Raw genomic sequence first — 24901 nt, forward strand, 5'->3', positions numbered from 1 at the left:
CGGCGTCCATCTCTGCCTCACGGCGGGGATGGGCGCCGGTTTTGTTTCTCCAGGAGAGTCCCACCCCACGTGCAAGGAATCAGGTCATGAGCACCCCAGAGCCGTCCGCGATCGACGACATCCTCGCCGAACACGCCGGCCTGCAGACTCAGCTGTCGGATCCGGCGCTGCACGACGATCCCGCTGCGGCTCGCCGGGTGGGCAAGCGTTTTGCGGAACTCGCGCCCATCATGGCCACCTACACCAAACTTGCCGCGGCGCAGGACGACCTGCAGGCTGCGCGTGAACTCGCGGCCGACGACAGTGCCTTCGCCGTGGAGATCCCGGAACTGGAACGGACGGTGTCCGAGCTCGACACCGCGCTGACCGATTTGCTGGCACCTCGTGATCCGCACGACGGCGACGACGTGGTGCTCGAGATCAAATCCGGCGCCGGCGGCGAAGAATCAGCGCTGTTCGCCTCTGATCTGGCGAGGATGTATCTGAAGTACTGCGAACGCCACGGCTGGAAGGCGCAGACGCTGGGGCTCACCGAGTCCGACCTCGGCGGCTACAAAGACGCGACCATCTCGATCAAGTCAAGGGGCGACGGACCCGACGGGGTATGGGCCAGACTCAAATTCGAAGGCGGTGTGCACCGTGTCCAGCGTGTCCCGGTGACCGAATCGCAGGGCCGCATCCACACGTCGGCCGCCGGGGTGCTGATCTATCCCGAGCCCGATGAGGTCGAGCAGGTGCAGATCGATGAGGGCGACCTCCGGATCGATGTCTATCGCAGCTCCGGCAAGGGTGGCCAGGGTGTCAACACCACCGACTCCGCAGTCCGTATCACGCACCTCCCGACCAACATCGTCGTGACCTGCCAGAACGAGCGCTCACAGCTGCAGAACAAGGCGCGCGCGATGCAGGTGCTTGCTGCGCGCCTGCAGGCGGCGGCGGAGGAGGCCGCAAACTCGGAGGCGTCAGAGGGTCGCGCCGCGCAGGTCCGTACCGTCGACCGTTCGGAGCGGATCCGCACCTACAACTTCCCCGAGAACCGCATCACAGATCACCGCATCGGATACAAGGCGAACAACCTCGATGCGGTGCTCTCCGGTGAGATGGATGCATTGCTGGACGCGCTCAAAGCCGCCGATCGCCAGGCCCGCCTCGAGGCGGAGTGAGCGTTCGCGAGATCCGCCTCGAGGCGGCGGATGTCCTGGCCGCCGCTGGTGTCGACTCCCCGGGAGTGGACGCCACGCTGCTGCTGGCGCATGTCGTCGGCAGAACAGCCGGCGAGCTGGTCATGGTCGATGGTCTGACCGACGACCAGCTCTCTCGATTCCGCGAGCTCGTCCGGCGCCGCGCGACCCGGGAGCCGCTGCAGCACATCATCGGTCGGGTGCAGTTCGGCTCGGTTGAGCTCGAGGTCGGCCCCGGTGTCTTCACCCCGCGGATGGAGACCGAACTCCTCTGGTCGTGGGGATGCAAGGTCCTCGCCGCAGTGCCAGACCCCGTCGTGGTGGATCTGTGCAGCGGGAGCGGAGCCCTGGCCCTGTCGTTGGCGGATTCGGTCACGGGCTCACTCGTCCACGCGGTCGAGATCGATCCGGACGCACTGACCTGGCTGCGGCGCAACCTTTCTCACCTCCCGCAACCGGTTCGCGATCGAGTGGTCGTCCACTCCGGAGATGTCCGCGACCCGGATGTTCTCGCCGGGGTGTCTGCTGACCTGATCGTCGCCAACCCGCCGTACATCCCTACCGGGACCGACCTTCCCGCCGAGGTGGCGGAGTACGACCCCGCGCTGGCGCTGTTCGGCGGCGTCGACGGGATGTCGGTGATCACCCCGATGATCGAGACCATCGCCCGGGTGCTCAGACCGGGTGGCGCCGTCGCAATCGAGCACGACGACACGACCGGTGGCCTGGTGATGGCGGCCCTCGACACCAGCGCTGACTTCGAAGGGATCTCCCAGATGGAGGATCTCGCCGGTCGGGCGCGGTTCGTCTCGGCGCGACGTGCGAGGATGAACCCGTGAGCACTACGTTCGATTGCAGCAAACCCGACTCCCGGGCGGCCGGACTCCGCGCTGCCGTCGGCGCCGCCAAAGGCGGCCGCCTGGTCGTGATGCCCACCGACACGCTGTATGGATTGGGTTGCGACGCTTTTGATTCCGAGTCCGTGAACAGCCTTCTGGCGGCCAAGGGGCGGGGTCGCGACATGCCCGTTCCCGTGCTCGTCGGCTCGTGGACCACGATCGACGGGCTGGTGCTCTCGGTGTCTCCGACGGCCCGTGAATTGACGCGGGCCTTCTGGCCGGGTGGATTGAGTCTGATCGTGCACCAGGCGCCCTCGCTGGCCTGGGACCTGGGAGATACCCGCGGTACTGTGATGCTGCGGATGCCGCTGCATCCGGTGGCCATCGAGATCTTGCGAGAGGTCGGCCCGATGGCGGTGTCCAGTGCGAACATCTCAGGACGTCCGCCCGCGACGACTGCTGCTGAAGCTCGTGAGCAACTCGGGGAGTCCGTTGCGGTGTACCTCGACGGGGGACCGGCCGAGAAGGCGATGCCGTCGACCATCGTCGACCTGACGGACATGGCACCCAAGATCGTGCGCGAGGGCGCGGTCACCGCAGAACAGATCGCGGATGTACTGGGCACGGGCGTGGAGAGTCTACGGGTCTGAGAGACTCCCGAAGACCGTCGACCACCGAAAGGCGCGAGCAGATGGTCGTGAACGAACCCTCGAACGTAACCGGCAGTGGCGCAGGGTATTCGGCACTGATGAGCGCCGACCCAGAGACGGCACTGCTGATCCGACGGGAACTCGGTCTCAGGCGATGTTCGCGATCTGCTCGCGGGCGTTCGCTGAATTCGATGTGTGCACTAGTAGCGTTGACCCGTGCTTGCGGCCGAGACGACTTCGATGGGTGAGGGCAGCGGCATGTTGATTGCCGCCCAGTCCGGGCTCACCAGTAGCGGCGCAGGTGTACCCCTGCGCGAATTGATGCTGGTCGGGCTCACCGCTGCGGTCATCACGTATCTGCTCACCGGACTCGTCCGGGTGATCGCCACTCGCGTCGGTGCCGTTGCGGTGCCGCGAACCCGCGATGTGCATGCGGTCCCGACACCGCGTCTCGGTGGCGTCGGAATGTACATCGGGGTGCTGGCCGGAATGGTGCTCGCGGGGGAGCTCCCTGCCTTGACCCGGGGGTTCGCGTACACCGACGACATGAACGCGGTGGTGGTCGCCGGCGGGGTCATCGTGCTGGTGGGCATCATCGACGATCGATGGGGGATCGACGCCCTGACCAAGTTCGTCGGGCAGCTCACGGCGGCGGGCGTGCTGGTGATCATGGGCCTGAGCTGGACGGTGCTCGCCGTGCCGTTCGGTGACATCGGCACCGTCGTCCTCGACCCGCTGCAGTCCGGTCTGCTCACGATCGCGATCACCGTGGCGACGGTCAACGCCATCAACTTCGTGGACGGCCTCGACGGACTGGCCGCGGGACTCGCCTTGATCGCGGCACTGGCGATCTGTGCGTTCTCTCTCGGCCTGCTACGCGACCAGGGCGGCGATGTCAGCTACTACGCTCCTGCGCTGATCTCGGTGATCCTGGCGGGCGCCTGCCTCGGCTTCTTGCCCCACAACTTTCAGCCCGCCCGGATATTCATGGGTGATTCGGGATCGATGCTCATCGGGCTGATGCTCGCCGCCGCGTCCACGAGCGCATCGGGACGGATCGCGATCAACGCGTACGGTCCCGCTGACGTCTTCACCTTGCTCTCACCGATCATCCTGGTGGCCGCGGTCATGTTCATCCCCATGCTCGACATGCTGATGGCCGTCGTCCGGCGCACGCGCGCGGGCGTCGGCTTCTACACACCGGACAAGATGCATCTGCACCATCGCCTGCTCGAGATCGGCCACTCCCACCGACGCGTGGTGTTGCTCATCTATCTGTGGGTGGGTGTACTCGCCTTCAGTGCGGCAGCGAGCACGGTGTTCTCCGCGTCGGTGGTCCTTCCACTACTCGGTGGTGGGCTGATCCTGGCGATGGTCGCGACGATCGTGCCGCGGCTGCGCAGGCGAAACAGGGGTCGCCCGGCGGCCGTCTGAGGGCGGCGGGGAGCCGCCGCCGGCGGTCGCGTAGCCTTCTACGAAGCACGACCTAACCCGGACATTCGGGGCATTACCGGGCGTAGTACTATTGTCTGTAGTAGCCGAGATCGACAAGGTGAGAGCCGCAATTCTCGGCAACGCACCCCCCGACGGACGGCCACAAAGTTGTTGATATGGTCACAGGGATCGACGAGCTGTCGCCCGGATCATGTTTTGGATCGACGGGCGCGGCTCTGCCACGCTGCCCCAGAGCTAGCGAAACGCTAGACCCTTGAGGAGAGGTATGACGACGTCAAGCTCCGACTCGGCGCCGGTATTCCCGGAGGCTCCGCTGAGTCTGGTGCGACCCGCAATCTTGAGTGGATTGCTGGTTGTCGTCGCAGTTGTTGCCGGTGCCTACCTCGGGCACATCATGTTCGGCATCTGGATGTTCCTCGGAATTGCCCTGAGTTTGGCCAATGCCAAGCTTGTTCAGCTTTACGTGCAAGGTGTCACCGCAGAAGAGAATCCGCGTAAGCGGCCATTGGTGGTCAACTCGGCTCTGCGACTCGCGATCCTCACGGTCGTCGCGCTGGTGGTGGCATTTCTTGCCCGCCCAGACGGACTCGGCGTGATGTTCGGACTCGCGTTGTGTCAGGTGATCCTGGTTCTCAACACAGTGATTCCAGTGATGAAAGGACTTCGTACCCAGTCATGACAGATACGTCGTATCTCGCCGAGGCGCAGATCGAGGTCGGTCACCACACCGTGGTGGAGTTCCTCGGTATGTCCTTCAACCTGGACACCATCATCGGCACCTCGTTTGCGGCCGTGGTTGTCATCGGGCTGGCGTTCTTCGTACGGGCAAAGTTGTCTTCGGGCAAGCCGAACTCGGTCCAGCTGTTCTTCGAGGCCCTGACGTCCCAGATGCGGGCCCAGGTCGAAGGCGGAATTGGCATGAAGGTGGCGCCGTTCCTGCTGCCGCTGGCCGTCACGCTGTTCATCTTCATCCTGGTCGCCAACTGGATATCGGTGCTGCCGGTCCAGTACGGAACCAGTGAAGGTGGCACGCACGAACTCCTGAAGCCACCGGCCTCCGACGCCAACTTCGTCTATGCGCTCGCACTCTTCGTCTTCGTCGCCTACCACGCGGCCGGTGTGCGCCGACGCGGCTGGCTCGGCCACCCCAAGGCCTTGGTGAAGGGTCACGCGATCGGGCTGGCCCCGATCAACATCATCGAAGAGATCGCCAAGCCGGTTTCGCTCTCACTCCGTCTTTTCGGCAACATGTTCGCCGGCGGTGTGATGGTCTCTCTGATCGCGATCTTCCCGGCCTACATCCTGTGGGCCCCCAACTCCATCTGGAAGATGTTCGACGTGTTCGTCGGTTTGATCCAGGCGTTCATCTTCACATTGCTGACCATCTTGTACTTCAGCCAGTCAATGGAGCTGGAGGACGAGCACCACTAGATCGATCCCTGGCCGGCGCAATGCTGGCGGGGCCCAAAGACCTGGCAATTCGATTGTCAGTACCACCGAAAGGGAAAAGTAAATGGATCCAATGATTGGCATGGGTGCACTGATCGGCGGCGGTCTGATCATGGCCGGCGGCGCTATCGGCGCCGGTATCGGTGACGGTCTGGCCGGTGCGCAGCTGATCGCGGGAATCGCGCGTCAGCCCGAGGCTCAGAGCCGCCTGTTCACGCCGTTCTTCATCACCGTTGGTCTGGTCGAGGCCGCGTACTTCATCAACCTGGCCTTCATGGCGTTGTTCGTCTTCGCCACCCCGATCAGCGCCGAATAGATCTCGGGAAACAGATAGAAAGACGCCATGGATCTCGCCCAAGAGAACTTCCTCATACCGAACGGCACGTTCTTCGTAGTGCTGATCATCTTCGTGATCGTGCTGGTGGTGGTCGGCAAGCTGGTCGTGCCGCCGATCCGCAAGGTGCTGGAGGAACGCGAACAACTCGTTCACCAGACCCATCTGGACCATCGGGACGCCACCAAGAGTTTTGAGGATGCCGAATCCGAGTATCGGACGGCACTCAAGGGTGCTCGTGTCGAGGCGACCGGGATCCGCGACGAGGCACGTGCCAAGGGCACCGAGCAGCTCGAGGAAATGCGTGGACGTGCCACGGAGGCGTCTGACGCGGTTCAGCGTGAGACCTCCGAGCAGTTGGCTGCCGAAGGGCAGCGGGCTGCGTCGGAGGCCCACGCAGAACTGGGCAGGCTCGCCTCCGGGCTGGCCAGCCGCGTGCTCGGCATCGACGTCGCAGCTGACTCGAAGCTGTCGGCAGCTGTCGACCGCATCTCCGCTAAAGAGGACGAGAAGTCCGGGACGGTGGGCTAATCAATGTCGATTTTCATCGGACAACTCGTCGGTTTCGCGGTTGTGGTCTTCGTCTTCTGGAAGTACATCTTGCCGGTGCTGCGTAAGACGATCACCAAGCAGCAAGAGACGATCGCCGAGCAGGAAGCCGAGAGCGAGCGGGCCAAGGCCAAGCTCGCCGAGGCAAAGGATGCCCACGCAAACGCACTGGAGCAGGCTCGGGCCGAGGCCAGCAGGATCCGCGAGGAAGCGCGCGGGGACTCGCAGGCCATCACCGAGCAGATGCGGGTGCAGGCAGACAAAGAAGTGAAGCGGATCGAGGAGCACGGTAAGGCTCAGGTCGAGCTGAATCGACAGAACCTCGTCCGTCAGCTTCGCGGAGAACTCGGTATCGCGTCCCTGGACGTGGCCGCCAAGTTGGTCCGCGAGCATCTCGAGGACCCGGCTGCACAGTCGGACTCCGTGGACCGGGCGATCTCCGAACTGGAGGGGATGGCCGGCGACGAGGACTCGTTCGACACCACTCCTGCATCGGAGACCGTGGGAACCCGATCGATGCGTGCAGTCAGCCGCGACTCGGTACGGGCCCTGGCGCGTGGCTTCGACGAGAAGGCATCGTCGCTCGACGACGCCGCACTGCAGACCGTGGCAGAGGACCTGTCGTCTGTGGCCGCACTTCTGGTCGCGAATCCTGTTCTGCGTAAGCATCTCTCGGAGAACACCGACTCGACCGACCCGAAGGTTGCGCTCGTCGACTCGCTGTTCGCAGGCAAGGTCGCCGACACGACTCTGGACGTTCTCAAAGAAGCCGTCGCGGCCAAGTGGTCGACTTCCGGTGACTTCTCGACGGCCATCGAGCGGCTGTCCCGTCTCGCGCTGCTGACCGTCGCCGACCGCGACGGAAAGATATCCGAGGTGGAGGACGAGCTGTTCCGCCTCGGTCGCCTGCTCATCGCCGAGCCGGAGTTCACGCGGCTGCTCTCGGATTACCACACGCCGGCGGATGGTCGAATCCAGCTGGCGGACAACGTGATCGGCGGCAAGGTCACCGATCACACGAAAGCGCTTGTGGCCAACGCGGTTCGGCTACAGCACGGTTTGACCCCGATCGACGTCGCCATCGGTGACATCGCCGAACTGGCCGCCGCACGGCGCGGAGAGTCGGTCGCTCATGTGATCGCCGCATCCGAGCTGACCGACGAGCAGACCGAACGTCTGTCCGCGGTGCTGGGCCGGATCTACCGTCGCGAAATGTCGGTACAGACGGAGATCGACCCGCAGCTCCTGGGCGGACTGAAGGTGCTGGTCGCGGACGAACTGATCGAAGGCGACATCGCCAGCAGGTTGACCAAGGCCAGCGAAAGCCTGCCGAAGTAGCGACCCGCGAGTCCGCGCGGAAACCACTTCCGGAGCGGGCAGACAGAAGACCACAAGCACAAACGAAAGCAAGGAACGAGTACTCATGGCGGAGTTGACGATCTCATCCGACGAGATCAAGGGCGCGATCGAGCAGTACGTCTCGTCATTCGAGGCCGACGCATCGCGCGAGGAAGTCGGCATTGTTACCGATACCGCTGACGGCATCGCTCACGTGAGCGGTCTGCCCGGCGCGATGGCCAACGAACTCCTAGAGTTCCCCGGCGGTGTGCTGGGTGTGGCCTTGAACCTCGACGAAGATGAGGTCGGCGCGGTCATCCTCGGTAACTACGAGGAACTGCAAGAAGGCCAGCAGGTCAGTCGTACCGGTGAGGTGCTGTCGGTCCCCGTGGGCGACGCCTTCCTCGGTCGCGTCGTGAACCCACTGGGTCTGCCCATCGACGGACAGGGCGACATCGAGTCGAACGAGCAGCGCGTGCTCGAACTCCAGGCTGCCTCGGTGCTGGAGCGCCAGCCGGTCGAGGAATCGCTCGCCACAGGCATCAAGGCCATCGACGCCATGACCGCCATCGGCCGCGGACAGCGTCAGCTCATCATCGGCGACCGTAAGACCGGCAAGACCGCGGTCTGCATCGACGCCATCCTCAACCAGAAGGCGAACTGGGAGAGCGGCGACGAGAACAAGCAGGTTCGCTGCATCTACGTCGCGATCGGGCAGAAGGGCTCGACGATCGCGGGCGTCAAGACCGCGCTCGACGAGGCCGGAGCGATGGAGTACACCACCATCGTCGCCGCACCCGCATCCGATTCGGCCGGCTTCAAGTGGCTCGCCCCGTACACCGGCTCTGCCATCGGCCAGCACTGGATGTATCAGGGTAAGCACGTTCTGATCGTGTTCGACGATCTCTCCAAGCAGGCCGAGGCCTACCGCGCCATCTCGCTGCTGCTGCGGCGCCCGCCGGGCCGCGAGGCATACCCGGGCGACGTCTTCTACTTGCACTCCCGTCTGCTGGAGCGTTGCGCCAAGCTCTCCGACGAACTCGGCGGTGGATCGATGACCGGCCTGCCGATCATCGAGACCAAGGCCAACGACGTCTCGGCGTTCATCCCGACCAACGTCATCTCGATCACCGACGGCCAGGTCTTCCTCGAGTCCGACCTCTTCAACAAGGGCGTTCGTCCCGCGATCAACGTCGGCACCTCGGTGTCCCGTGTCGGTGGCGCCGCGCAGACGAAGGGCCTCAAGAAGGTCTCGGGTTCGCTGCGTCTGGAGCTCGCCCAGTTCCGTGAGCTCGAGGCCTTCTCGGCCTTCGCCTCGGACCTGGACGACGCCTCCAAGGCCCAGCTCGAGCGCGGAGCCCGCTGGGTCGAGCTGCTCAAGCAGGACCAGTACTCACCGGTGTCCGTCGAAGACCAGATCGTCTCGATCTACCTCGCCGGCGAAGGCCACTTCGACTCGGTCGCCATCGATGACGTCCGCGCTTACGAAGAGGATCTCCTCGGCAACCTGCACCACAGCGCCAAGGGTGTCTACGAGTCGATCGCCGGCGGCAAGGCACTCTCGGACGATCAGGCCGAGGCACTCAGGGACGCTGCGGACAACTTCAAGAAGTCCTACCAGGGTTCTGACGGTCCCGGTGGCGTGAACGAGGCCGACGCAGACGCGCTTGCCGCGGATGACGTCGAAAACGAAGAGATCAAGGTCCGGAAGTCCTAGGACACATGAGCATCCGACCATTTTCGACTAATCCGAAAGGAGTGTGAGTTCCCATGGCGAGTATTCGCGAACTGCGCTCACGCATTCGGTCAGTCCAGTCGACAAAGAAGATCACGAAGGCCCAGGAACTGATCGCCACGTCGCGGATCACCAAGGCCCAGGGTCGAGTTGCCGCTGCGAAGCCCTACTCCAAAGAGATGACCACGGTTCTCTCGGAGCTGGCGTCGAACTCGGGAAACCTCGACCATCCGTTGCTGGTGGCCCGGGAGAACCCGAAACGTGCAGCGGTGCTGATCGTGACGAGCGACCGCGGTATGTGCGGCGGTTACAACTCGAACGTGTTGCGCGAAGCCCGGTCGCTGATCGAGCTGCTCGAGGACGAGGGTAAGAAGCCCATCATCTTCATCACCGGGCAAAAAGGTGTCGGCTACTTCACCTTCCGTGGCGTCGACATCGCGGGTTCGTGGACCGGCTTCTCCCAGCAGCCGGAGTTCCCGGACGCGGCAGCTGCCACCGAACACCTGGTCGACCTCTTCGTCGCCGGTTCGGGCACCGAGATCGATGCTCTGGACGGTGAAGGAAAGATCGAGGGCGTAGACGAGCTGCATCTGGTCTACACCCGCTTCGTGAGCATGCTGACCCAAGCGCCTGAGGTACGGCGAATCGCCCCTCTGGTGGTGTCGGAGGCCGACGAAGGCGAAGAGACTGCACCGGCACGGAACTACTCGTTCGAGCCGGGCGCGGAGACCTTGCTGTCGGCACTGCTGCCGAAGTATGTGGCGACTCGCGTGTATGCGGCACTGCTCGACTCGTCGGCCTCAGAATCGGCCGCTCGCCGGACGGCCATGAAAGCGGCCACCGACAACGCCGAAGATCTGGTCACGTCGCTCTCGCGAGAGGCAAACCAGCTCCGGCAGGCACAGATCACCCAGGAAATCAGCGAAATCGTCGGTGGCGTAGAGGCCCTCGCGTAATCCCCTCGCGTAATCAAGGAAGAGACAACATGACCACAGCTGTAACCGAATCCTCCTCGGATTCGAAGGCCGGCTCGGTATCCGGTCGGGTCGTCCGAGTCATTGGCCCGGTCGTCGACGTGGAGTTCCCGCGCGGCTCGATCCCAGAACTGTTCAACGCGCTGCACGCAGAGATCACGCTGCCCACCGTCGCCAAGACGCTGACCCTCGAGGTCGCACAGCACCTCGGTGACAACCTGGTGCGCACGATCTCCATGCAGCCGACCGATGGCCTGACGCGTGGCGCCGAGGTCACCGATACGGAGAAGCCGATCTCGGTTCCCGTCGGCGACGTCGTCAAGGGTCACGTGTTCAACGCACTCGGCGACTGCCTGGACACCCCGGGACTCGGCCGCGACGGCGAGCAGTGGGGCATCCACCGCAAGCCACCGTCATTCGATCAGCTCGAGGGCAAGACCGAGATCCTCGAGACCGGCATCAAGGTCATCGACCTGCTCACCCCGTATGTCAAGGGTGGCAAGATCGGACTGTTCGGTGGTGCCGGTGTCGGCAAGACCGTGCTGATCCAGGAGATGATCACCCGTATCGCTCGTGAGTTCTCCGGCACGTCGGTCTTCGCCGGCGTCGGCGAGCGCACCCGTGAGGGCACCGACCTCCACCTGGAGATGGAAGAAATGGGCGTGTTGCAGGACACCGCCCTGGTGTTCGGCCAGATGGACGAGCCGCCCGGCACGCGTATGCGCGTCGCCCTGTCGGCCCTGACGATGGCCGAGTACTTCCGTGACGTGAAGAACCAGGACGTGTTGCTCTTCATCGACAACATCTTCCGCTTCACGCAGGCAGGTTCCGAGGTCTCCACCCTGCTCGGTCGTATGCCGTCGGCCGTGGGCTACCAGCCCACCCTCGCGGACGAGATGGGTGAGCTCCAGGAGCGCATCACCTCGACTCGTGGTAACTCGATCACCTCGCTGCAGGCGATCTACGTGCCCGCCGACGACTACACGGACCCGGCGCCCGCCACCACGTTCGCGCACCTCGATGCCACCACCGAGCTCTCGCGGCCCATCTCGCAGCTGGGTATCTACCCGGCTGTGGATCCGCTGACCTCGACCTCGCGCATCCTGGAGGCCTCCATCGTCGGAGACAACCACTTCCGCGTGGCCAACGAGGTCAAGCGCATCCTCCAGAAGTACCGCGAACTCCAGGACATCATCGCCATCCTCGGTATGGACGAACTGTCCGAAGAGGACAAGGTCACCGTCCAGCGCGCCCGCCGTATCCAGAAGTTCCTGGGTCAGAACTTCCTCGTCGCCGAGAAGTTCACCGGTCAGAAGGGTTCGGTGGTTTCGCTCGCGGACACCATCGAGGCGTTCGACCGGGTTGCCAAGGGCGAGTTCGATCATCTTCCGGAGCAGGCGTTCAACAGCTGCGGCGGACTCGACGACGTCGAGGCTGCGGCCGAGAAGATCACCAGGAAGTGACAGGTACTCATGGCTGACACCGCATTCCACGTCGAGGTCGTCGCGGTGGACTCCGAGTTGTACTCGGGTGAGGCGACCTTCGTGATCGCGCAGACCACCGAGGGCGAACTCGGTGTTCTCGCGAACCACGAACCGCTCCTCGGCCAGCTGATCCAGGGTGGTTTCGTGCTCATCGAGGAGGAGGGCGGCTCCCGGAAAGTGGCGGCGGTCCAGGGTGGATTCCTTTCCGTCACCGGAGAGACCGTCACCATCCTTGCCGAGTCCGCAGAGTGGGCCGACGACATCGATCGTGCCACCGAAGAGGAGACGCTCGACGTCGCCGAGGAGGGCTCGGACGAGTACCTTCGCGCGCAATCTCGACTGCGGGCACTCGACGAGTTGGGCCAAGTCAAGTAAGTCGCCGGACAAGTGGCATCCTGTTGGCAGGGGCCATGTGAACGGCTGAACGGTATCGGTCCCCGCAAACTTCACATGTTTGCGGGGATCGCTGCATTTAGCGGGGGCTGAAGGAGGTGTCGGTGTGCACTGGAACTTGATTGCCCTCGCAGTGGTGGCGGTGATCACCATCGGGGTGTGCTATCTGGTCTATCGGATCAATCAGCTGCGTGGGTCCGGTACATCAGCACTGCTGCGCGTGCTGCCTGCCGACGACGGGCGTGCCTGGCGTCACGGCGTTGTCCGGTACGACGACAACGCGATGGAGTACTTTCGGCTTCGCAGTATGCGTGGTGGACCGGCACGGTTGGTGCTCAGGCAATCGGTCGTCACGCAGGGTCGTCGTAGTCCCACCCCCGCTGAGGGCGATGTGCTCGGGGACGGCATGGTCGTGCTGGAACTCGCCGACCGCGGGGGAGCGTTCGAGTTGGCACTCGATGCGGGGGCGGTGACCGCCTTCCAATCCTGGCTCGAGTCCCGCCCGTCGCAGCGCGCCGAACGATCCAATCGGGAACGGCGTCGTTAGTCTCTGTTGTCCGTCGCGGCACGAGTGCGCTGTTCGCCCGGCTGCCAGAGCACGTCGCCGCCGGGGTTTGCGACCCTCGACAGTATGAACAGCAGATCTGACAGCCGATTGAGATACTGCGCGGGCAAGGTGCTGGTGTCGTCGGGAAATGCCTCGATCGCGGCCCACGCCGACCGCTCCGCTCTACGCGTGACGGTTCGCGCCACGTGCAGTAGCGCACTCAGCGGACTACCTCCCGGCAGGATGAACGAGTTCAGAGCCTCGAGTCGGTCGGTGTAGTGATCGCACCAGACCTCTAGGTCGTCGATGTAGCTCTGGAGCAGACGCAGTGGAGGATATTTCGGATTCTCGACCACGGGCGTGGACAAGTCTGCGCCGGCGTCGAACAGATCGTTCTGGACTCGGGTGAGGATTTCTGCGATCTCCGGGGTGGGGTCGCCCAGGGCCACAGCAGCGCCGATCGCAGCGTTTGCCTCGTCGCAGTCGGCATACGCGGTGACCCGGGGATCATTTTTCGACACCCGGGAGAAGTCGCTGAGTCCTGTGGTGCCACTGTCACCCGTGCGGGTGTAGATCCGGGTCAGATGAACAGCCATGGTTGTAAACGTACCCGGTAGGGTCGTGCTCGGTAGACATCATCTGGCCGGGCGCTTGCCCGCACTATCGGGGAGATGCCATGGCACCACAGAAATTTTCCATCGAGCGGTCGATCACCATATCGGCGCCGCCTCCCGTGGTCTATCAGCTCATCGCCGACTTCCATCAGTGGACGCGCTGGTCACCCTGGGAGAAGCTCGACGCCGACCTCGAACGCAATTATTCGGGCCCGGATGGTGAGGTGGGTGCGGGGTACTCCTGGAAGGGCAACCGCAAGGCGGGTCAGGGCAACATGACGTTCACCGAGTTGGTGCCGCCGGCGTCGGTATCGGTGGATGTGAACTTCCTGAGACCTTTCAAGGCGTCGAACAAGGTCGTCTTCACGATCACGCCGGAGGGGACCGCGGACGGAAGTGTCGTCAGCTGGCTCATGACAGGCGAAAACACCGGGCTGGGAAAGATATTCGCCAAGGTCATGCCCGTCGACAGGCTGATCGGTGGCGATTTCGAAAAAGGCCTGACTGCCCTGAAGGCCGCCGCGGAGGGCGCTTGATCGGCGCAGCGACGGCTGGTGCAATTCTTACGTGGCCCGTCGCGGTTGCCGCGTGACCGGTCGCTTACGCTACCTCTCGTGGGTGATGATCGTTTTCTGGTGACCGGTGGCGCACGGCTGTCCGGTGAGGTGCAGGTCGTGGGCGCCAAGAACAGTGTGCTGAAGCTGATGGCGGCGGCGCTGCTGGCCGAGGGGACGACGACAATCACCAATTGCCCGCAGATCCTCGACGTGCCGCTGATGGCCGATGTTCTGCGCGGTCTCGGGGCGACGGTCACCTGCTCGGGCGACACAGTGGTCATCGACACCCCCGCGGAACCCAAGTTCCATGCCGACTTCGACGCGGTCAAACAATTCCGGGCCTCCGTCTGTGTGCTCGGTCCTCTGGTGGCCCGCTGTCACCGCGCCGTGGTCGCACTGCCGGGCGGGGACGCGATCGGCTCCAGGCCCCTGGACATGCATCAGAACGGATTGCGGCTGCTGGGTGCCCACAGCGTCATCGAGCACGGGTGCGTCGTCGCGGAGGCAGACAAGCTCGTCGGTGCTCCGATCTCACTCGAGTTCCCGTCGGTGGGTGCCACCGAGAACATTCTGATGGCGGCCGTGTTGGCCGAGGGAACCACCACCATCGACAACGCGGCCCGCGAGCCGGAGATCGTCGACCTGTGCGTGATGCTCGTTCAGATGGGCGCGAAGATCAGCGGGGCGGGAACCTCGACCCTGACTGTCGAAGGTGTCGAGCGCCTGACTCCCGTGACGCATCGCGTGATCGGTGATCGCATCGTCGGTGCGACCTGGGCAATCGCTGCGGTGATGACGCGCGGGGACATCACCGTCCGGGGGGTCGATCCTGCGCACCTGCAGCTGGTGCTGACCAAGCTCGCGGGAGCCGGCGCCGAGATCACCAAGTACGACAACGGATTTCGAGTGGTGCAGTCAACGCGCCCGAAGGCTGTCAACTACTCGACTCTGCCCTTCCCCGGGTTTCCGACGGACTTGCAGCCCATGGTCATCGGCCTTGCGGCGATCAGTGACGGGATGTCGGTGATCACCGAGAACGTCTTCGAGGCCCGATTCCGTTTCGTCGAAGAGATGGTACGTCTCGGCTCGGACGCCCGGACCGACGGTCACCACGCCGTGATCCGGGGGATCGAACGACTGTCGAGTGCTCCGGTGTGGAGTTCGGACATACGCGCCGGTGCCGGACTGGTGCTGGCAGGGCTGGTGGCCGACGGCGTCACCGAGGTTCACGATGTGTCCCATATCGACCGCGGCTATCCGGACTTCGTGGAGATCATGCGCAGCCTCGGCGGCGGGATCGAACGGGTCACGCCGGGCGAATGAGTCCCCGCTCGCCGGGGCGAGTGAGGTCCACTCAGGGCCGCGCTGGACCTGTCCTTACGGCCAGGTGCGGTAACTGACGGTGTGGACATGGTTACCCGTGGGTGGGACAGGTGCCCTTGTCTTCGGTGTGACCTGGGCAACATCCTTGTGAGGCAACAGTTTTCTGCCCTCGCATAAGGAGAGTCCGGCAATGGCCATTGAGCTCAACCAGATTTGGGATTTCCCGATCAAGGAATTCCACCCGTTCCCCAAAGCCAAGCTCGGTGTCGGCGCGCACGACATGATCGGTGTCGAGGCGAAAGACCTCGGAATGACACGGGTTTTGCTCATGACCACCGGCCTCCGCGGCTCGGGCATCATCGAAGAACTGATCGGCAAGATCGAGTACCAGGGCGTCGATGTGGTGCTCTATGACAAGGTCGAATCCAACCCCAAGGACTACAACTGCATGGATTCGGCTGCGCTGTACCAGTCGGAGAAGTGCGACGGAATCATCTCCGTCGGTGGTGGCTCGAGCCACGATGCCGCCAAGGGCGCTCGCATGGTGATCGCCCACGACGGCCGCAACATCAACGAGTTCGAGGGCTTCTCGAAGGCGACGAACAAGGAGAACCCGAAGCACATCGCCGTGTCGACCACGGCGGGCACCGGTTCGGAGACCTCCTGGGCATACGTCATCACCGACACGTCGGACATGAACAACCCGCACAAGTGGGTTGCATTCGACGACTCCTGCCTCGTCGACCTCGCGATGGACGACCCGCTGCTGTACTACACCTGCCCGGAGCACTTCACGGCGTTCTGTGGGTTCGACGTACTGGCCCACGCCAGTGAACCGTATGTGTCGCGGTTGGACTTCGCACCGTCACTGGGCAATGCGAAGTACTCGATCGAGCTGATTCGCGACCACCTGCGGACCGCGGTGTACGACCCTCGGAATCTCGAGGCCCGTACCGGCATGATGCACGCGCAGTACATTGCGGCACAGGCATTCAACTCCGGTGGCCTGGGTCTGGTGCACTCGATGTCGCACGCGGTGAGCGCGTTCTACGACAGCCACCACGGACTGAACAACGCCATCGCTCTTCCCCGTGTGTGGGAGTACAACCTCCCGTCGCGTTTCGAGCGTTACGCCGAGATCGCGGCGCTGATGGGTGTCGACACGTCCAAGATGACGAAGGTTCAGGCAGCGGACGCGGCAGTCGAGGAAGCGATCCGGCTCTCGAAGGACCTCGGGATCCCGGACAACTTCGGACAGTTGTCGGTGAACAGCTACGACAAGAACCGGATGAACACGGGTAAGTACGAGGGTCGTGGCGACAAGATGGATACCTCGGACAAGCAGATCCAGGCCATCGCCGAGCACATGATGGGCGACTGGTGCACACCGGGCAACCCACGTGAGTCCACCGTCGACTCGCTGATCCCGATGGTCACGCACGCGTTCACCGGTACGTACTGAGTTCTACGCTCGACGAGGAAGGACGGCATGACAGAGTTGGCGGACGTGAGTCAGACCGATTCGGACGCTTTGGCTTTCGATGATCCAGAGTGCCTTGCGGAGGCTTTGCGTGGTGAGGGTTACGTCATCGACCGCAACCTCTCGGTGGTGGTCCATCTGGCAACCGTGCTGGGCAGGCCGCTGCTGCTGGAGGGGCCTGCGGGAGTGGGCAAAACCGAACTCGCGAAGTCCTTGGCAGCGGCCTCGGGCCGCCGGTTGATCAGATTGCAGTGCTACGAGGGTCTCGACGACGCTCGTGCGTTGTACGAATGGGACTACGCCCGTCAACTGCTGCATGTCCAGATGCTCCGCGATCGGATCACGGCGGAGTTGTCGGCGTTTGAGGACCTGTCGTCCGCCTCGGCGGCGCTGGCGCGCACGAATGTCGGTGTTTTCACCGAGGAGTTCTTGGTCGCGAGACCGCTGTTGGCGGCAATCCTCTCACCGGAGCCGGTGGTGTTGTTGATCGACGAGATCGACCGCACGGATGAGGCGATGGAAGCGGTGATGTTGGAGGTGCTGGCCGAGCGCCAGGTCACGATTCCCGAACTGGGCACCTTCACTGCTCGTTCGGAACCATGGATCGTGTTGACCTCCAATGACACCCGCGAACTGTCCGCAGCACTGAAGAGGCGTTGTGTGCACTTTTCCGTCGAGTATCCGGACGCTGCGCGTGAACGGGAGATCGTGGCGTCGCGGGCCCCTGAGGTCGAGGAGGCGGCGGTCGCCGATGTGGTGGAACTCGCCGGGCGCTTGCGGAAGCTCCCGCTTCGCAAGAGTCCGTCGATCGCCGAGGTCATCGACGCGGCCCGGGCGGCATCGATCCTGGGGGACGATTCAACTGAGCGCACCAGGGCGTTGCTCTCCTTGCTCGTGAAGTTCGGGGCCGACGTCGACACCGCCCTGGAGCACCTGAGCTCAGACAACGCCTCGACGTGCGCGCGCGGCGGCCCGGAGATCGCTGCCGACGGCAGCAGCCCACGAGGATCCGTCACCTCGGCGGCATTCGGAGCAGGCCGAGCCCGGTCATCGAGTCGGCGGTAACCCCTCATGGTCATCATCAGAGACCCCGCACTCGATGTCGTGGCCGGGGTTCTGAGCCGGATGCTGCGCCGGCGAGGGGTCCGGGTGTCACCCGCGGAGACGATCGAGGCCCGCCGGGTCCTGGCGCTCATCGGTGGCGACATCGAGACACTGCGGCCCGCGCTGCAGTCGGTCATGGTCAAGTACGACTACGAGGTCGACGCCTTCGCTGTCGTGTTCCAGGCACTGTTCGTCGACGGGCCGGCGGCTGCAGGCGGCGATGATGCGCTGCCCAAGGTCCGTGGCACGGCCGGCGGTCTGCCGGAAGACTTCGCCTGGGACTCGGAGTTCGAAGGAGCGTCTCGGATGATCGGCGCCGACGAGCACACCGACGAAATCGGCGACCTGATGGAAAGCGATCCCGAAGGCGCCGAGCGGCACGGCGATTCCGCACATCGGGAAGAGGACGACTTCACGGTGTCCTCGGGTGCCGAATCACTGGCGGTGGATCCCGATTCGGATTCGGTGTCCGGTGGCATCACGTACACCATCGAGGTCGACAACGCGGGTGCGGCGGAGGTGGGGGAGATGGCTTCCTCGCCGATGCGGGTGCGCTCGGGCGTTCTGACCGTCACCGATGCGCAGGCTGTGCTCGCGGGTCTCGACCGATACGACGCCCGGCACGCTTACGGGACTGCGGGAGACGAAGACCTCACCGCCGCGCAGTTGGACCATCTGATGGCGGCCATCGAGGCTTTTGTCGACGCGCTGACCCCTCCGTTGCCGACCGACTCTCCGGCGACGCCGGCCGGCGAGGTGGGAACGGTGACTCGAGCCGATCTCGACCAGGCGTGCCATCGCATCGTCCGCCGGATGCGAGGTGCTCCTCGAATGCGAGCACGATCGCAGGGTGGTGGCAGGCTCGCGATCCGGCATACGCTGCGTGCCGCTCTGAAGACAGATGGCGATCCGGTCCGTCTGTTTCGGCGTACCCGCGTTCCCGGCCGGATACGCCTGCTCATCGTCGCCGATGTGTCCCTCTCGGTGCGGCCGGTGGCGGGTTTCATCTTGCGGATGTCGCAGTCGCTACACGACATCGCTGACCGCTGCACCGTGCTCGCGTTCGTGGACGATCCGGTCGACGTGACGACTCCTTTGCTGGTCGGCGGCGGCGACGACGCGCTGGCCCGAGTGTTGTCGGCGCCCGGACTGGACCTGTCCGCGACCAGCGATTACGGGCTCGTTCTCGAACGAATGCTGTCGATCCACGGAGGACTGCTCGATCGGCGGACCAGCGTGCTCTTCGTGGGTGATGCCCGCAGCAACGGTTTTGCCGGCCATCCGGAACTGCTCGGCGAACTCAGGCGCCGGGTCCACCGGCTCGCCTGGATCACCCCTGAACCGAGCCGGTACTGGAACCAGGCGGGATGCGACATGACCGACTATTCGAGGCATTGCGACACGGTCGTGTCGGCGCGTGATGCGGCGGAGTTGATCGAGCGGGCCGACGAGATCGGTACGGCACTGTCATGAGTGCCGGGGCGGAACCTCCCCAACCCGCGGTCGCGTGCTGCGCATCGGAGTAGGAATGGACAGATGATGCGCAACACGCCTTCGCCCCGGGTGGTGAAGTTTCATGCGCCGGAAATGATCATCGGAGAGGGCGCGCTCGCAGAAGCCGCTCTCGCTGCATCGCGCCTGGGCATGCGCCGGCCACTGCTGGTGTCCGACATGCGAGTGGGCGCCACCACCTGGTACGACGAACTCACGGCGAAGATCGCGTCGGTGGGCCTGCGCGCCGAACGGTTCACGGGCGTCTCGCCGAACCCACGGGTCAGTGAGATCGCTGCCGCGTTCGAGAGGTACGAGCGCTTCGCCTGCGACGGGATCATCGCGCTCGGTGGCGGCTCGGTGATCGACGCCGCCAAGGGGGTCGCCATCCTTGCCTCCAACGGCGGGCACATTCTCGAATACGAAGGTATCGACCGCGCGAGCAGGCCGCTTCCGCCCGTGGTCGCCATTCCGACCACCGCGGGCAGTGGTTCGGATGTCTCCCAGTTCTGCATCGTGAACGACCCGGCCCGGGGTACCAAGATCACGATCATCGGTCGTGGCCTGGTGCCGGATGTGACCGTCGTCGATCCTCGGGTGCTGGCGACCGTTCCACCCGAGGTCACCGCGCAATGCGGGATGGATGTGTTGACCCACTGCATCGAGGCGTACGTCTCGATTGCACACAGCCGGATGACGGACACCTTTGCCCTGCAATCAATTTCAACGACGTGGCGCAACCTGGAGCGCCTGGTGGACAATCCGGCGGACCCGGTGGCCTCGGTGGCGATGGCGCACGCCTCGCTGGAGGCCGGGATGGCCTTCACCAATGCGATCTTGGGTGCGGCGCACGCCATGAGTCATCCTGTCGGCGGACACTGCGACGCACCGCACGGTGCCATCAATTCAGTACTGCTTCCACACGTCATCCGCTACAACGCGCATGTCTGTGCTGATGGATTCGTGGACTTGGCCGCAGCCGTCGGGATCTCCACCGATGGTTCGTCCATGGATGTCGCGGAACGTCTGGCCGATGAGGTAGCGAAGTTCGCCGGACGGATCGGGATGCCGGAGACACTGACCCCGCTCGGAGTGGAGAAGGCAGACATCGAGACGCTGTCCGGTTACGCGCTCGCCGATTCGTGTATGACCACCAACCCGCGCCGGCCCGACCAGGACACCGTTGCGGGTATATATCTGGAAGCGCTGTGACGCCGCGGCCGGACACCTCCGGCGATCTGGAATCGCTGGTCGGACTGCGTTCGGTCAAGGGCACCCATTACGCGCAGTTCCGAGGTGTCGAACAGCGGTTGACCCGGGTGGTCGGCGCGCTGGAACGGATCTCGCGGGCACTGGTGCGAACCGCCGAAGGGCCGGAGACCCTGGTTATCGCGGTACTCGACGCCGCACGTGAACACCTTGGTGCGGATTGGGTGCTGTTCGCCCTCAGCGATGGCCGACTCGAGCGCACGGGTCCGCGTCACCTGATGATGGACTCGAGCGGTGTGGTCTACGCCTTCGAGGGGGTCGAGTCGGCAGCTGAACCGAACAACCTGCCCGACGATGTCCTCAACCGACTCAACGACATCCTGCGTGGTCAGGTGGTCCGGCTGGGCAGGCCCGTCATCGACGACCATCATGTGCACGTCCCGGTGGAACTGAACGGGGAGGTGGTCGGCGGACTCTCGGCCTGGATGCCGCTGACTCACACCGTAGATCCGTCCGATGTGGTGGTGCTGCGAATCCTGGCCGGGCAGGCCACCGTGGCACTACTGAACGCCGCACTGTTCGAAGAAAGTCGACACCTGTTGAATCGGGCCGAACAGGCCTACGACGAGAGCCGACTGCACGCCGCGCATCTGGCAGAGCGAAACACCGAGCTCGAACGTACCCAGCGTGAGTTGTCCGCGGCCATGCGCCAGGAGGTTCTCAACACCGAACGTTCCAGGATCGCCAGAGAACTCCATGACTCGGTCGCACAGTCCGTGCTGTCGGCGGGGGTGCAGATCGAGGTCTGCAGAATTGATGCCGACCCCGTTCTGGCCGATCGGTTGTCGGTGGCGGGGAAGTTGACCAAAGACGCAGTGGAGCAGGTGCGGTCGGTGATCTACACCCTCAACCATGCGACGTCCGCCGGCGAGGGAGACCTGGCGGCGATCCTCGACGAACTCTGCTCCATGCACATGCCTGCCGATCTGCGTACCGACGTCAAAGTCGTGGGCAGGCAGCGGGATCTGTCACACGAGGTCCAGCACGCGATCCTGCGGATCGCCGGTGAAGCGCTGTTCAACACCGCGATCCACGCGCACGCCACGACCGCCAAGGTCGCCCTGACCTACGCCGAGTCTCAAGTGCGGTTGACTGTCGACGACGATGGGTGCGGCGAACCCGACCACATGCGGCGGGTGATGCGCACCGCAACGGTCGGTGATCTTTCCGGCCGGCATCACGGGTTGGCCAACATGCGTTCGCGGGCAACAGAACTCAGCGGTGATCTACGAATCCGGCGCTCCCGTCTCGGTGGTGTTCGCGTAGTGGTCGAGATCCCGACAACACAGAAGGTGGACAACTGATGGACGTCATCGATCGCGAACGCGGCGAACGGACCCGACCGATCCGCACGATGCTGGTGGATGATCACGCACTGCTGCGCGAGGGGATGCGGTCGCTGCTGGAACGGGAAAGCAGCATTTCGGTGGTGGGGGAGGCCAACACGGTGGCCGAAGCCCTCGACGGTGTGCCGCGCTGTTCGCCGGACGTGATGGTCGTCGACCTCAAGCTGACCGCAGGTGCCGACTACGAGGGGCTTCGTCTGATCAGTGAACTGTCCAAGCGCTACCCATCGGTGGCTGCGCTGGTGCTCACCACATTTCTCGACGACGAGTTGGTGGTCAGGGCCGTCCGTAGTGGCGCCAAGGGGTACGTGGTGAAGGACATCGACACCACGGAACTCGTCCGCGCCATCAAATCCGTGTCCCGTGGTGACAGTGCTTTCGACCCCCGTAGTGCGGCGGTGGTACTGCGTGCCGTCACCGGTCAGGGTAGTTCGGAAACGCTGACCGATCGGGAACGGCAGGTGCTGCAACTGATGGCAGACGGGTTGTCCAACAAGAAGATCGGCGAGACCCTGTTCATCTCACCATCGACAGTGAAGTTCCATATCCGCAACATCATCCGGAAGCTCGGGGTCAGCAAGCGGACCGAGGCGGTGTACTCGGCGAGCAAGCGGGGTTTGATCTAGACGCACGGTGGCTGCAAGACCAGCCAGCCTCCGTGGTCGGTGAAGATCCGCGCGCCGCGGTGGTCCGCGTGCGCAGCCCAGGTGACCAGGGTTTCCGAGGTCAGTTGCTGGTGGTGGCCGAAGTGGGGGCTGGGTACTTCTTCGAACGGGACCGCGATCACCACCCGCCGGCGCGCCACCCGCAGCGCTTCGTCGATGGCCACGTCGACCTGGTCGGTCAGGTGTTCCAGCAGGTGGATTAGGGTGACGGTATCGGCGGAGTCACTGGGGTAGGGCAACTCGACGGCGTTGCCGACCTGCGTGTGGACGCTCAGGTCCAGGTGGCCGGCTGCCGTTCCCAGCAGGGTGACTGCGCCAGGTGAGATGTCGCAGGCCGAGACATTGAAGCCCGCGGCGGCTGCGCGCAACGCGAAGAAGCCGAAGCAGCTGCCCACCTCCAAGACATGCGATCCCCGCAGCAGAGACAGCGCGCGCCGGTGGATCGGGGCGAAGGGCGAACGGCCGGACTCGAGTTCGGCGAGTGAGTTTTTGTAGAACGCCTGCCAACAGGAATCAGGGCTGTCGCCGCAGGTGAGGATCAAGCCGATCGCAGCGTCCTCGAACTGTTGTTGCCCCGAGAGCACCCCTGCGTTCACCAACTGCACGAGTTCACCGATCATCAGCGCGTCCGAGATGGTGTCGGTTGTCAGGGCGTGGCGGATGTCGAGCGTGCCGGTCTCGTCATGTGCCCAGGCCAGCAGACTGTTGCGACGGTATCCGGGCGGAACCGAACTTTGCTGCACGACAACGGACTTCGAAACGTACCGCCGCCGGAGCAGGGTGGGGGTCGACATTCTCTGACGCTACGGCGACGCCACGCGTGCCGGTAACTGTCCAAAGGGTCGCCGCGCCTGTCCAAAGGGTGAGTTCTGGTGCCTTCAACCGGCTGTCAGAGCCCGCGGGCCCAGGACGCAGTTGTCAACAGGACGCGCTGACAGCGGCACGGTGTCAGGCATCACAGCGTCGGGAATTCATGTGTCCGACACTCCAGATGCCTGAATCGGCGCGGTCGTTCGTCTCTGACCTGCGAAAACATGCGCGAAGGGCACTGTCGTCCAGGCGATTTGACGCCGCGGACGCGTCTCCCGTAACTTTCTTCAAGTCAGCGAGTGAGGCGCCGGAGAGCGAGAGTCCGGGTAGCCAAAAACACCGACGGGATGTTTTTCCTGAAGGAACAACGTTGATCGCCCAGGATGGAAACGAGTCCACTTCAGTGTGGAGCGTATCGTCGTGGGTGGCCCGAGGTCGCACGACCGTGGGTGCTACGAACCGCCTCAAAACGGGGAGTTGCGCCCGGGATGTAGACCAGGTAGGCTGGTAGAGTTGCCTCCGAGACGGAGACAACATCTGCTAGAAACAAATATCTTTGCCGGGATGGCGCCTGTTGTGGGTGTCGAAGTCGGTGGGGGTGTGTTCTTTGAGAACTCGATAGTGTGTCGATGGATTGTTAGTGCCATTTAGGTGCTGCTTCTGTCACGGTGACGAAACTTCCTTTGTGGGGGGTTTGGTTGGTGATGGTTGTGGTGCCGGCATTAGTTAGATATTTTATTTTTGATCCCATCGCAGGTTTTGAGTCCTGTGGTGGTGTCAGTTTTTGTTTGGTTGGGATTTTGGAATCTCTTCAGGACATATTTTTTTGAAAAGCGTCTCCCTTTTTGGGGGATGGTTTTTGGAAGGTTTTCATGGAGAGTTTGATCCTGGCTCAGGACGAACGCTGGCGGCGTGCTTAACACATGCAAGTCGAACGATGAAGCCAGCTTGCTGGTGGATTAGTGGCGAACGGGTGAGTAACACGTGGGTGATCTGCCCCAAACTTTGGGATAAGCCTGGGAAACTGGGTCTAATACCGAATATGACCACGGAATGCATGTTTTGTGGTGGAAAGCTCCGGCGGTTTGGGATGGGCCCGCGGCCTATCAGCTTGTTGGTGGGGTAATGGCCTACCAAGGCGACGACGGGTAGCCGGCCTGAGAGGGCGACCGGCCACACTGGGACTGAGACACGGCCCAGACTCCTACGGGAGGCAGCAGTGGGGAATATTGCACAATGGGCGCAAGCCTGATGCAGCGACGCCGCGTGAGGGATGACGGCCTTCGGGTTGTAAACCTCTTTCACCAGGGACGA

The 24901-nt window shown here is 63.8% G+C and carries 24 protein-coding genes and 1 rRNA gene (1 of these 25 only partly in view); 23 read left to right on the forward strand and 2 right to left on the reverse strand.

Going from position 1 to position 24901, the window contains the following annotated elements; genetic code table 11:
- Positions 1 to 86: 86 nt before the first annotated feature.
- The 14 genes from prfA (at position 87) to BFL43_RS24620 (ending at position 12928) form a co-directional block, all read left to right on the forward strand.
- Positions 87 to 1163, forward strand: coding sequence for a peptide chain release factor 1 (gene prfA, locus BFL43_RS24555; RefSeq protein WP_084895631.1), 1077 nt, complete (start codon positions 87 to 89; stop codon positions 1161 to 1163).
- A complete protein-coding gene (gene prmC / locus BFL43_RS24560) occupies positions 1160 to 2020 on the forward strand; it encodes a peptide chain release factor N(5)-glutamine methyltransferase (protein WP_084895633.1) in 861 nt (286 codons plus the stop codon). The genes prfA and prmC overlap by 4 nt, the downstream gene beginning before the upstream one ends.
- Entirely contained in the window at positions 2017 to 2670 is a 654-nt protein-coding gene (locus tag BFL43_RS24565; RefSeq protein WP_084895635.1) for an L-threonylcarbamoyladenylate synthase, read from the forward strand. Before prmC ends, BFL43_RS24565 begins: the two co-directional genes overlap by 4 nt.
- A 240-nt stretch (positions 2671 to 2910) precedes the next feature.
- Positions 2911 to 4104, forward strand: coding sequence for an MraY family glycosyltransferase (locus tag BFL43_RS24570; RefSeq protein ID WP_084895761.1), 1194 nt, complete (start codon positions 2911 to 2913; stop codon positions 4102 to 4104).
- A 286-nt stretch (positions 4105 to 4390) separates the two neighbouring features.
- A complete protein-coding gene (locus tag BFL43_RS24575) occupies positions 4391 to 4804 on the forward strand; it encodes an ATP synthase subunit I (RefSeq protein WP_084895637.1) in 414 nt (137 codons plus the stop codon).
- Positions 4801 to 5556 (forward strand): F0F1 ATP synthase subunit A, encoded by a 756-nt coding sequence (gene atpB / locus BFL43_RS24580; protein WP_084895639.1) that lies wholly within the window; start codon positions 4801 to 4803, stop codon positions 5554 to 5556. Before BFL43_RS24575 ends, atpB begins: the two co-directional genes overlap by 4 nt.
- An 82-nt stretch (positions 5557 to 5638) precedes the next feature.
- Positions 5639 to 5890, forward strand: a complete 252-nt coding sequence (locus tag BFL43_RS24585; RefSeq protein ID WP_023957890.1) for a F0F1 ATP synthase subunit C — start codon at positions 5639 to 5641, stop codon at positions 5888 to 5890.
- 27 nt (positions 5891 to 5917) lie between these two features.
- A complete protein-coding gene (locus tag BFL43_RS24590; RefSeq protein ID WP_084895640.1) occupies positions 5918 to 6439 on the forward strand; it encodes a F0F1 ATP synthase subunit B in 522 nt (173 codons plus the stop codon).
- Between the two features lie 3 nt (positions 6440 to 6442).
- A complete protein-coding gene (locus BFL43_RS24595; protein ID WP_084895642.1) occupies positions 6443 to 7795 on the forward strand; it encodes a F0F1 ATP synthase subunit B/delta in 1353 nt (450 codons plus the stop codon).
- Between the two features lie 85 nt (positions 7796 to 7880).
- A complete protein-coding gene (gene atpA, locus BFL43_RS24600; RefSeq protein ID WP_084895644.1) occupies positions 7881 to 9512 on the forward strand; it encodes a F0F1 ATP synthase subunit alpha in 1632 nt (543 codons plus the stop codon).
- A 53-nt stretch (positions 9513 to 9565) separates the two neighbouring features.
- Entirely contained in the window at positions 9566 to 10486 is a 921-nt protein-coding gene (locus BFL43_RS24605) for a F0F1 ATP synthase subunit gamma (RefSeq protein WP_084895646.1), read from the forward strand.
- Positions 10487 to 10515: 29 nt separating this feature from the next.
- Complete coding sequence (atpD, locus tag BFL43_RS24610) at positions 10516 to 11967, forward strand: F0F1 ATP synthase subunit beta (RefSeq protein WP_084835100.1); 1452 nt, start codon at positions 10516 to 10518, stop codon at positions 11965 to 11967.
- A 9-nt stretch (positions 11968 to 11976) separates the two neighbouring features.
- Entirely contained in the window at positions 11977 to 12363 is a 387-nt protein-coding gene (locus tag BFL43_RS24615) for a F0F1 ATP synthase subunit epsilon (RefSeq protein ID WP_084835099.1), read from the forward strand.
- A gap of 124 nt (positions 12364 to 12487) precedes the next feature.
- Positions 12488 to 12928, forward strand: coding sequence for a DUF2550 domain-containing protein (locus BFL43_RS24620; RefSeq protein ID WP_084895648.1), 441 nt, complete (start codon positions 12488 to 12490; stop codon positions 12926 to 12928).
- Here the strand turns inward: BFL43_RS24620 and BFL43_RS24625 are convergent.
- Positions 12925 to 13524: a cob(I)yrinic acid a,c-diamide adenosyltransferase gene (locus tag BFL43_RS24625; RefSeq protein WP_084895650.1), complete on the reverse strand. Its 600-nt coding sequence runs from the start codon at positions 13522 to 13524 to the stop codon at positions 12925 to 12927. The genes BFL43_RS24620 and BFL43_RS24625 overlap by 4 nt on opposite strands.
- A gap of 80 nt (positions 13525 to 13604) precedes the next feature.
- On the opposite strand from BFL43_RS24625, the gene BFL43_RS24630 reads away from it, so the two are divergent.
- The 8 genes from BFL43_RS24630 (at position 13605) to BFL43_RS24665 (ending at position 22738) form a co-directional block, all read left to right on the forward strand.
- Positions 13605 to 14078: an SRPBCC family protein gene (locus BFL43_RS24630; RefSeq protein WP_084895652.1), complete on the forward strand. Its 474-nt coding sequence runs from the start codon at positions 13605 to 13607 to the stop codon at positions 14076 to 14078.
- Between the two features lie 78 nt (positions 14079 to 14156).
- Complete coding sequence (murA, locus tag BFL43_RS24635) at positions 14157 to 15422, forward strand: UDP-N-acetylglucosamine 1-carboxyvinyltransferase (RefSeq protein WP_084895654.1); 1266 nt, start codon at positions 14157 to 14159, stop codon at positions 15420 to 15422.
- A 190-nt stretch (positions 15423 to 15612) separates the two neighbouring features.
- Positions 15613 to 16884: an NDMA-dependent methanol dehydrogenase gene (mdo, locus tag BFL43_RS24640; protein WP_084895656.1), complete on the forward strand. Its 1272-nt coding sequence runs from the start codon at positions 15613 to 15615 to the stop codon at positions 16882 to 16884.
- Between the two features lie 27 nt (positions 16885 to 16911).
- Entirely contained in the window at positions 16912 to 17967 is a 1056-nt protein-coding gene (locus BFL43_RS24645; protein ID WP_084895658.1) for a MoxR family ATPase, read from the forward strand.
- Between the two features lie 6 nt (positions 17968 to 17973).
- Complete coding sequence (locus BFL43_RS24650) at positions 17974 to 19479, forward strand: VWA domain-containing protein (RefSeq protein ID WP_084895660.1); 1506 nt, start codon at positions 17974 to 17976, stop codon at positions 19477 to 19479.
- A 63-nt stretch (positions 19480 to 19542) separates the two neighbouring features.
- Positions 19543 to 20709 carry an iron-containing alcohol dehydrogenase gene (locus tag BFL43_RS24655; RefSeq protein ID WP_084895661.1) on the forward strand — a complete coding sequence of 389 codons (1167 nt, stop codon included), beginning with the start codon at positions 19543 to 19545 and terminating at the stop codon, positions 20707 to 20709.
- Positions 20706 to 22070 carry a GAF domain-containing sensor histidine kinase gene (locus BFL43_RS24660; protein ID WP_084895663.1) on the forward strand — a complete coding sequence of 455 codons (1365 nt, stop codon included), beginning with the start codon at positions 20706 to 20708 and terminating at the stop codon, positions 22068 to 22070. The genes BFL43_RS24655 and BFL43_RS24660 overlap by 4 nt, the downstream gene beginning before the upstream one ends.
- A complete protein-coding gene (locus BFL43_RS24665) occupies positions 22070 to 22738 on the forward strand; it encodes a response regulator transcription factor (protein WP_084895665.1) in 669 nt (222 codons plus the stop codon). The genes BFL43_RS24660 and BFL43_RS24665 overlap by 1 nt, the downstream gene beginning before the upstream one ends.
- Here the strand turns inward: BFL43_RS24665 and mftM are convergent.
- Positions 22735 to 23571, reverse strand: coding sequence for a mycofactocin oligosaccharide methyltransferase MftM (gene mftM / locus BFL43_RS24670; RefSeq protein WP_084895667.1), 837 nt, complete (start codon positions 23569 to 23571; stop codon positions 22735 to 22737). The two genes, BFL43_RS24665 and mftM, sit on opposite strands and share 4 nt — an antisense overlap.
- 885 nt (positions 23572 to 24456) lie before the next feature.
- Here mftM and BFL43_RS24675 point away from each other — a divergent pair.
- Positions 24457 to 24901, forward strand: a 16S ribosomal RNA gene (locus tag BFL43_RS24675); it runs 1076 nt beyond the window's last position.

This window comes from Williamsia sp. 1135 (assembly GCF_002095395.1).
In the GTDB taxonomy this organism is placed as follows: Bacteria; Actinomycetota; Actinomycetes; order Mycobacteriales; family Mycobacteriaceae; genus Williamsia.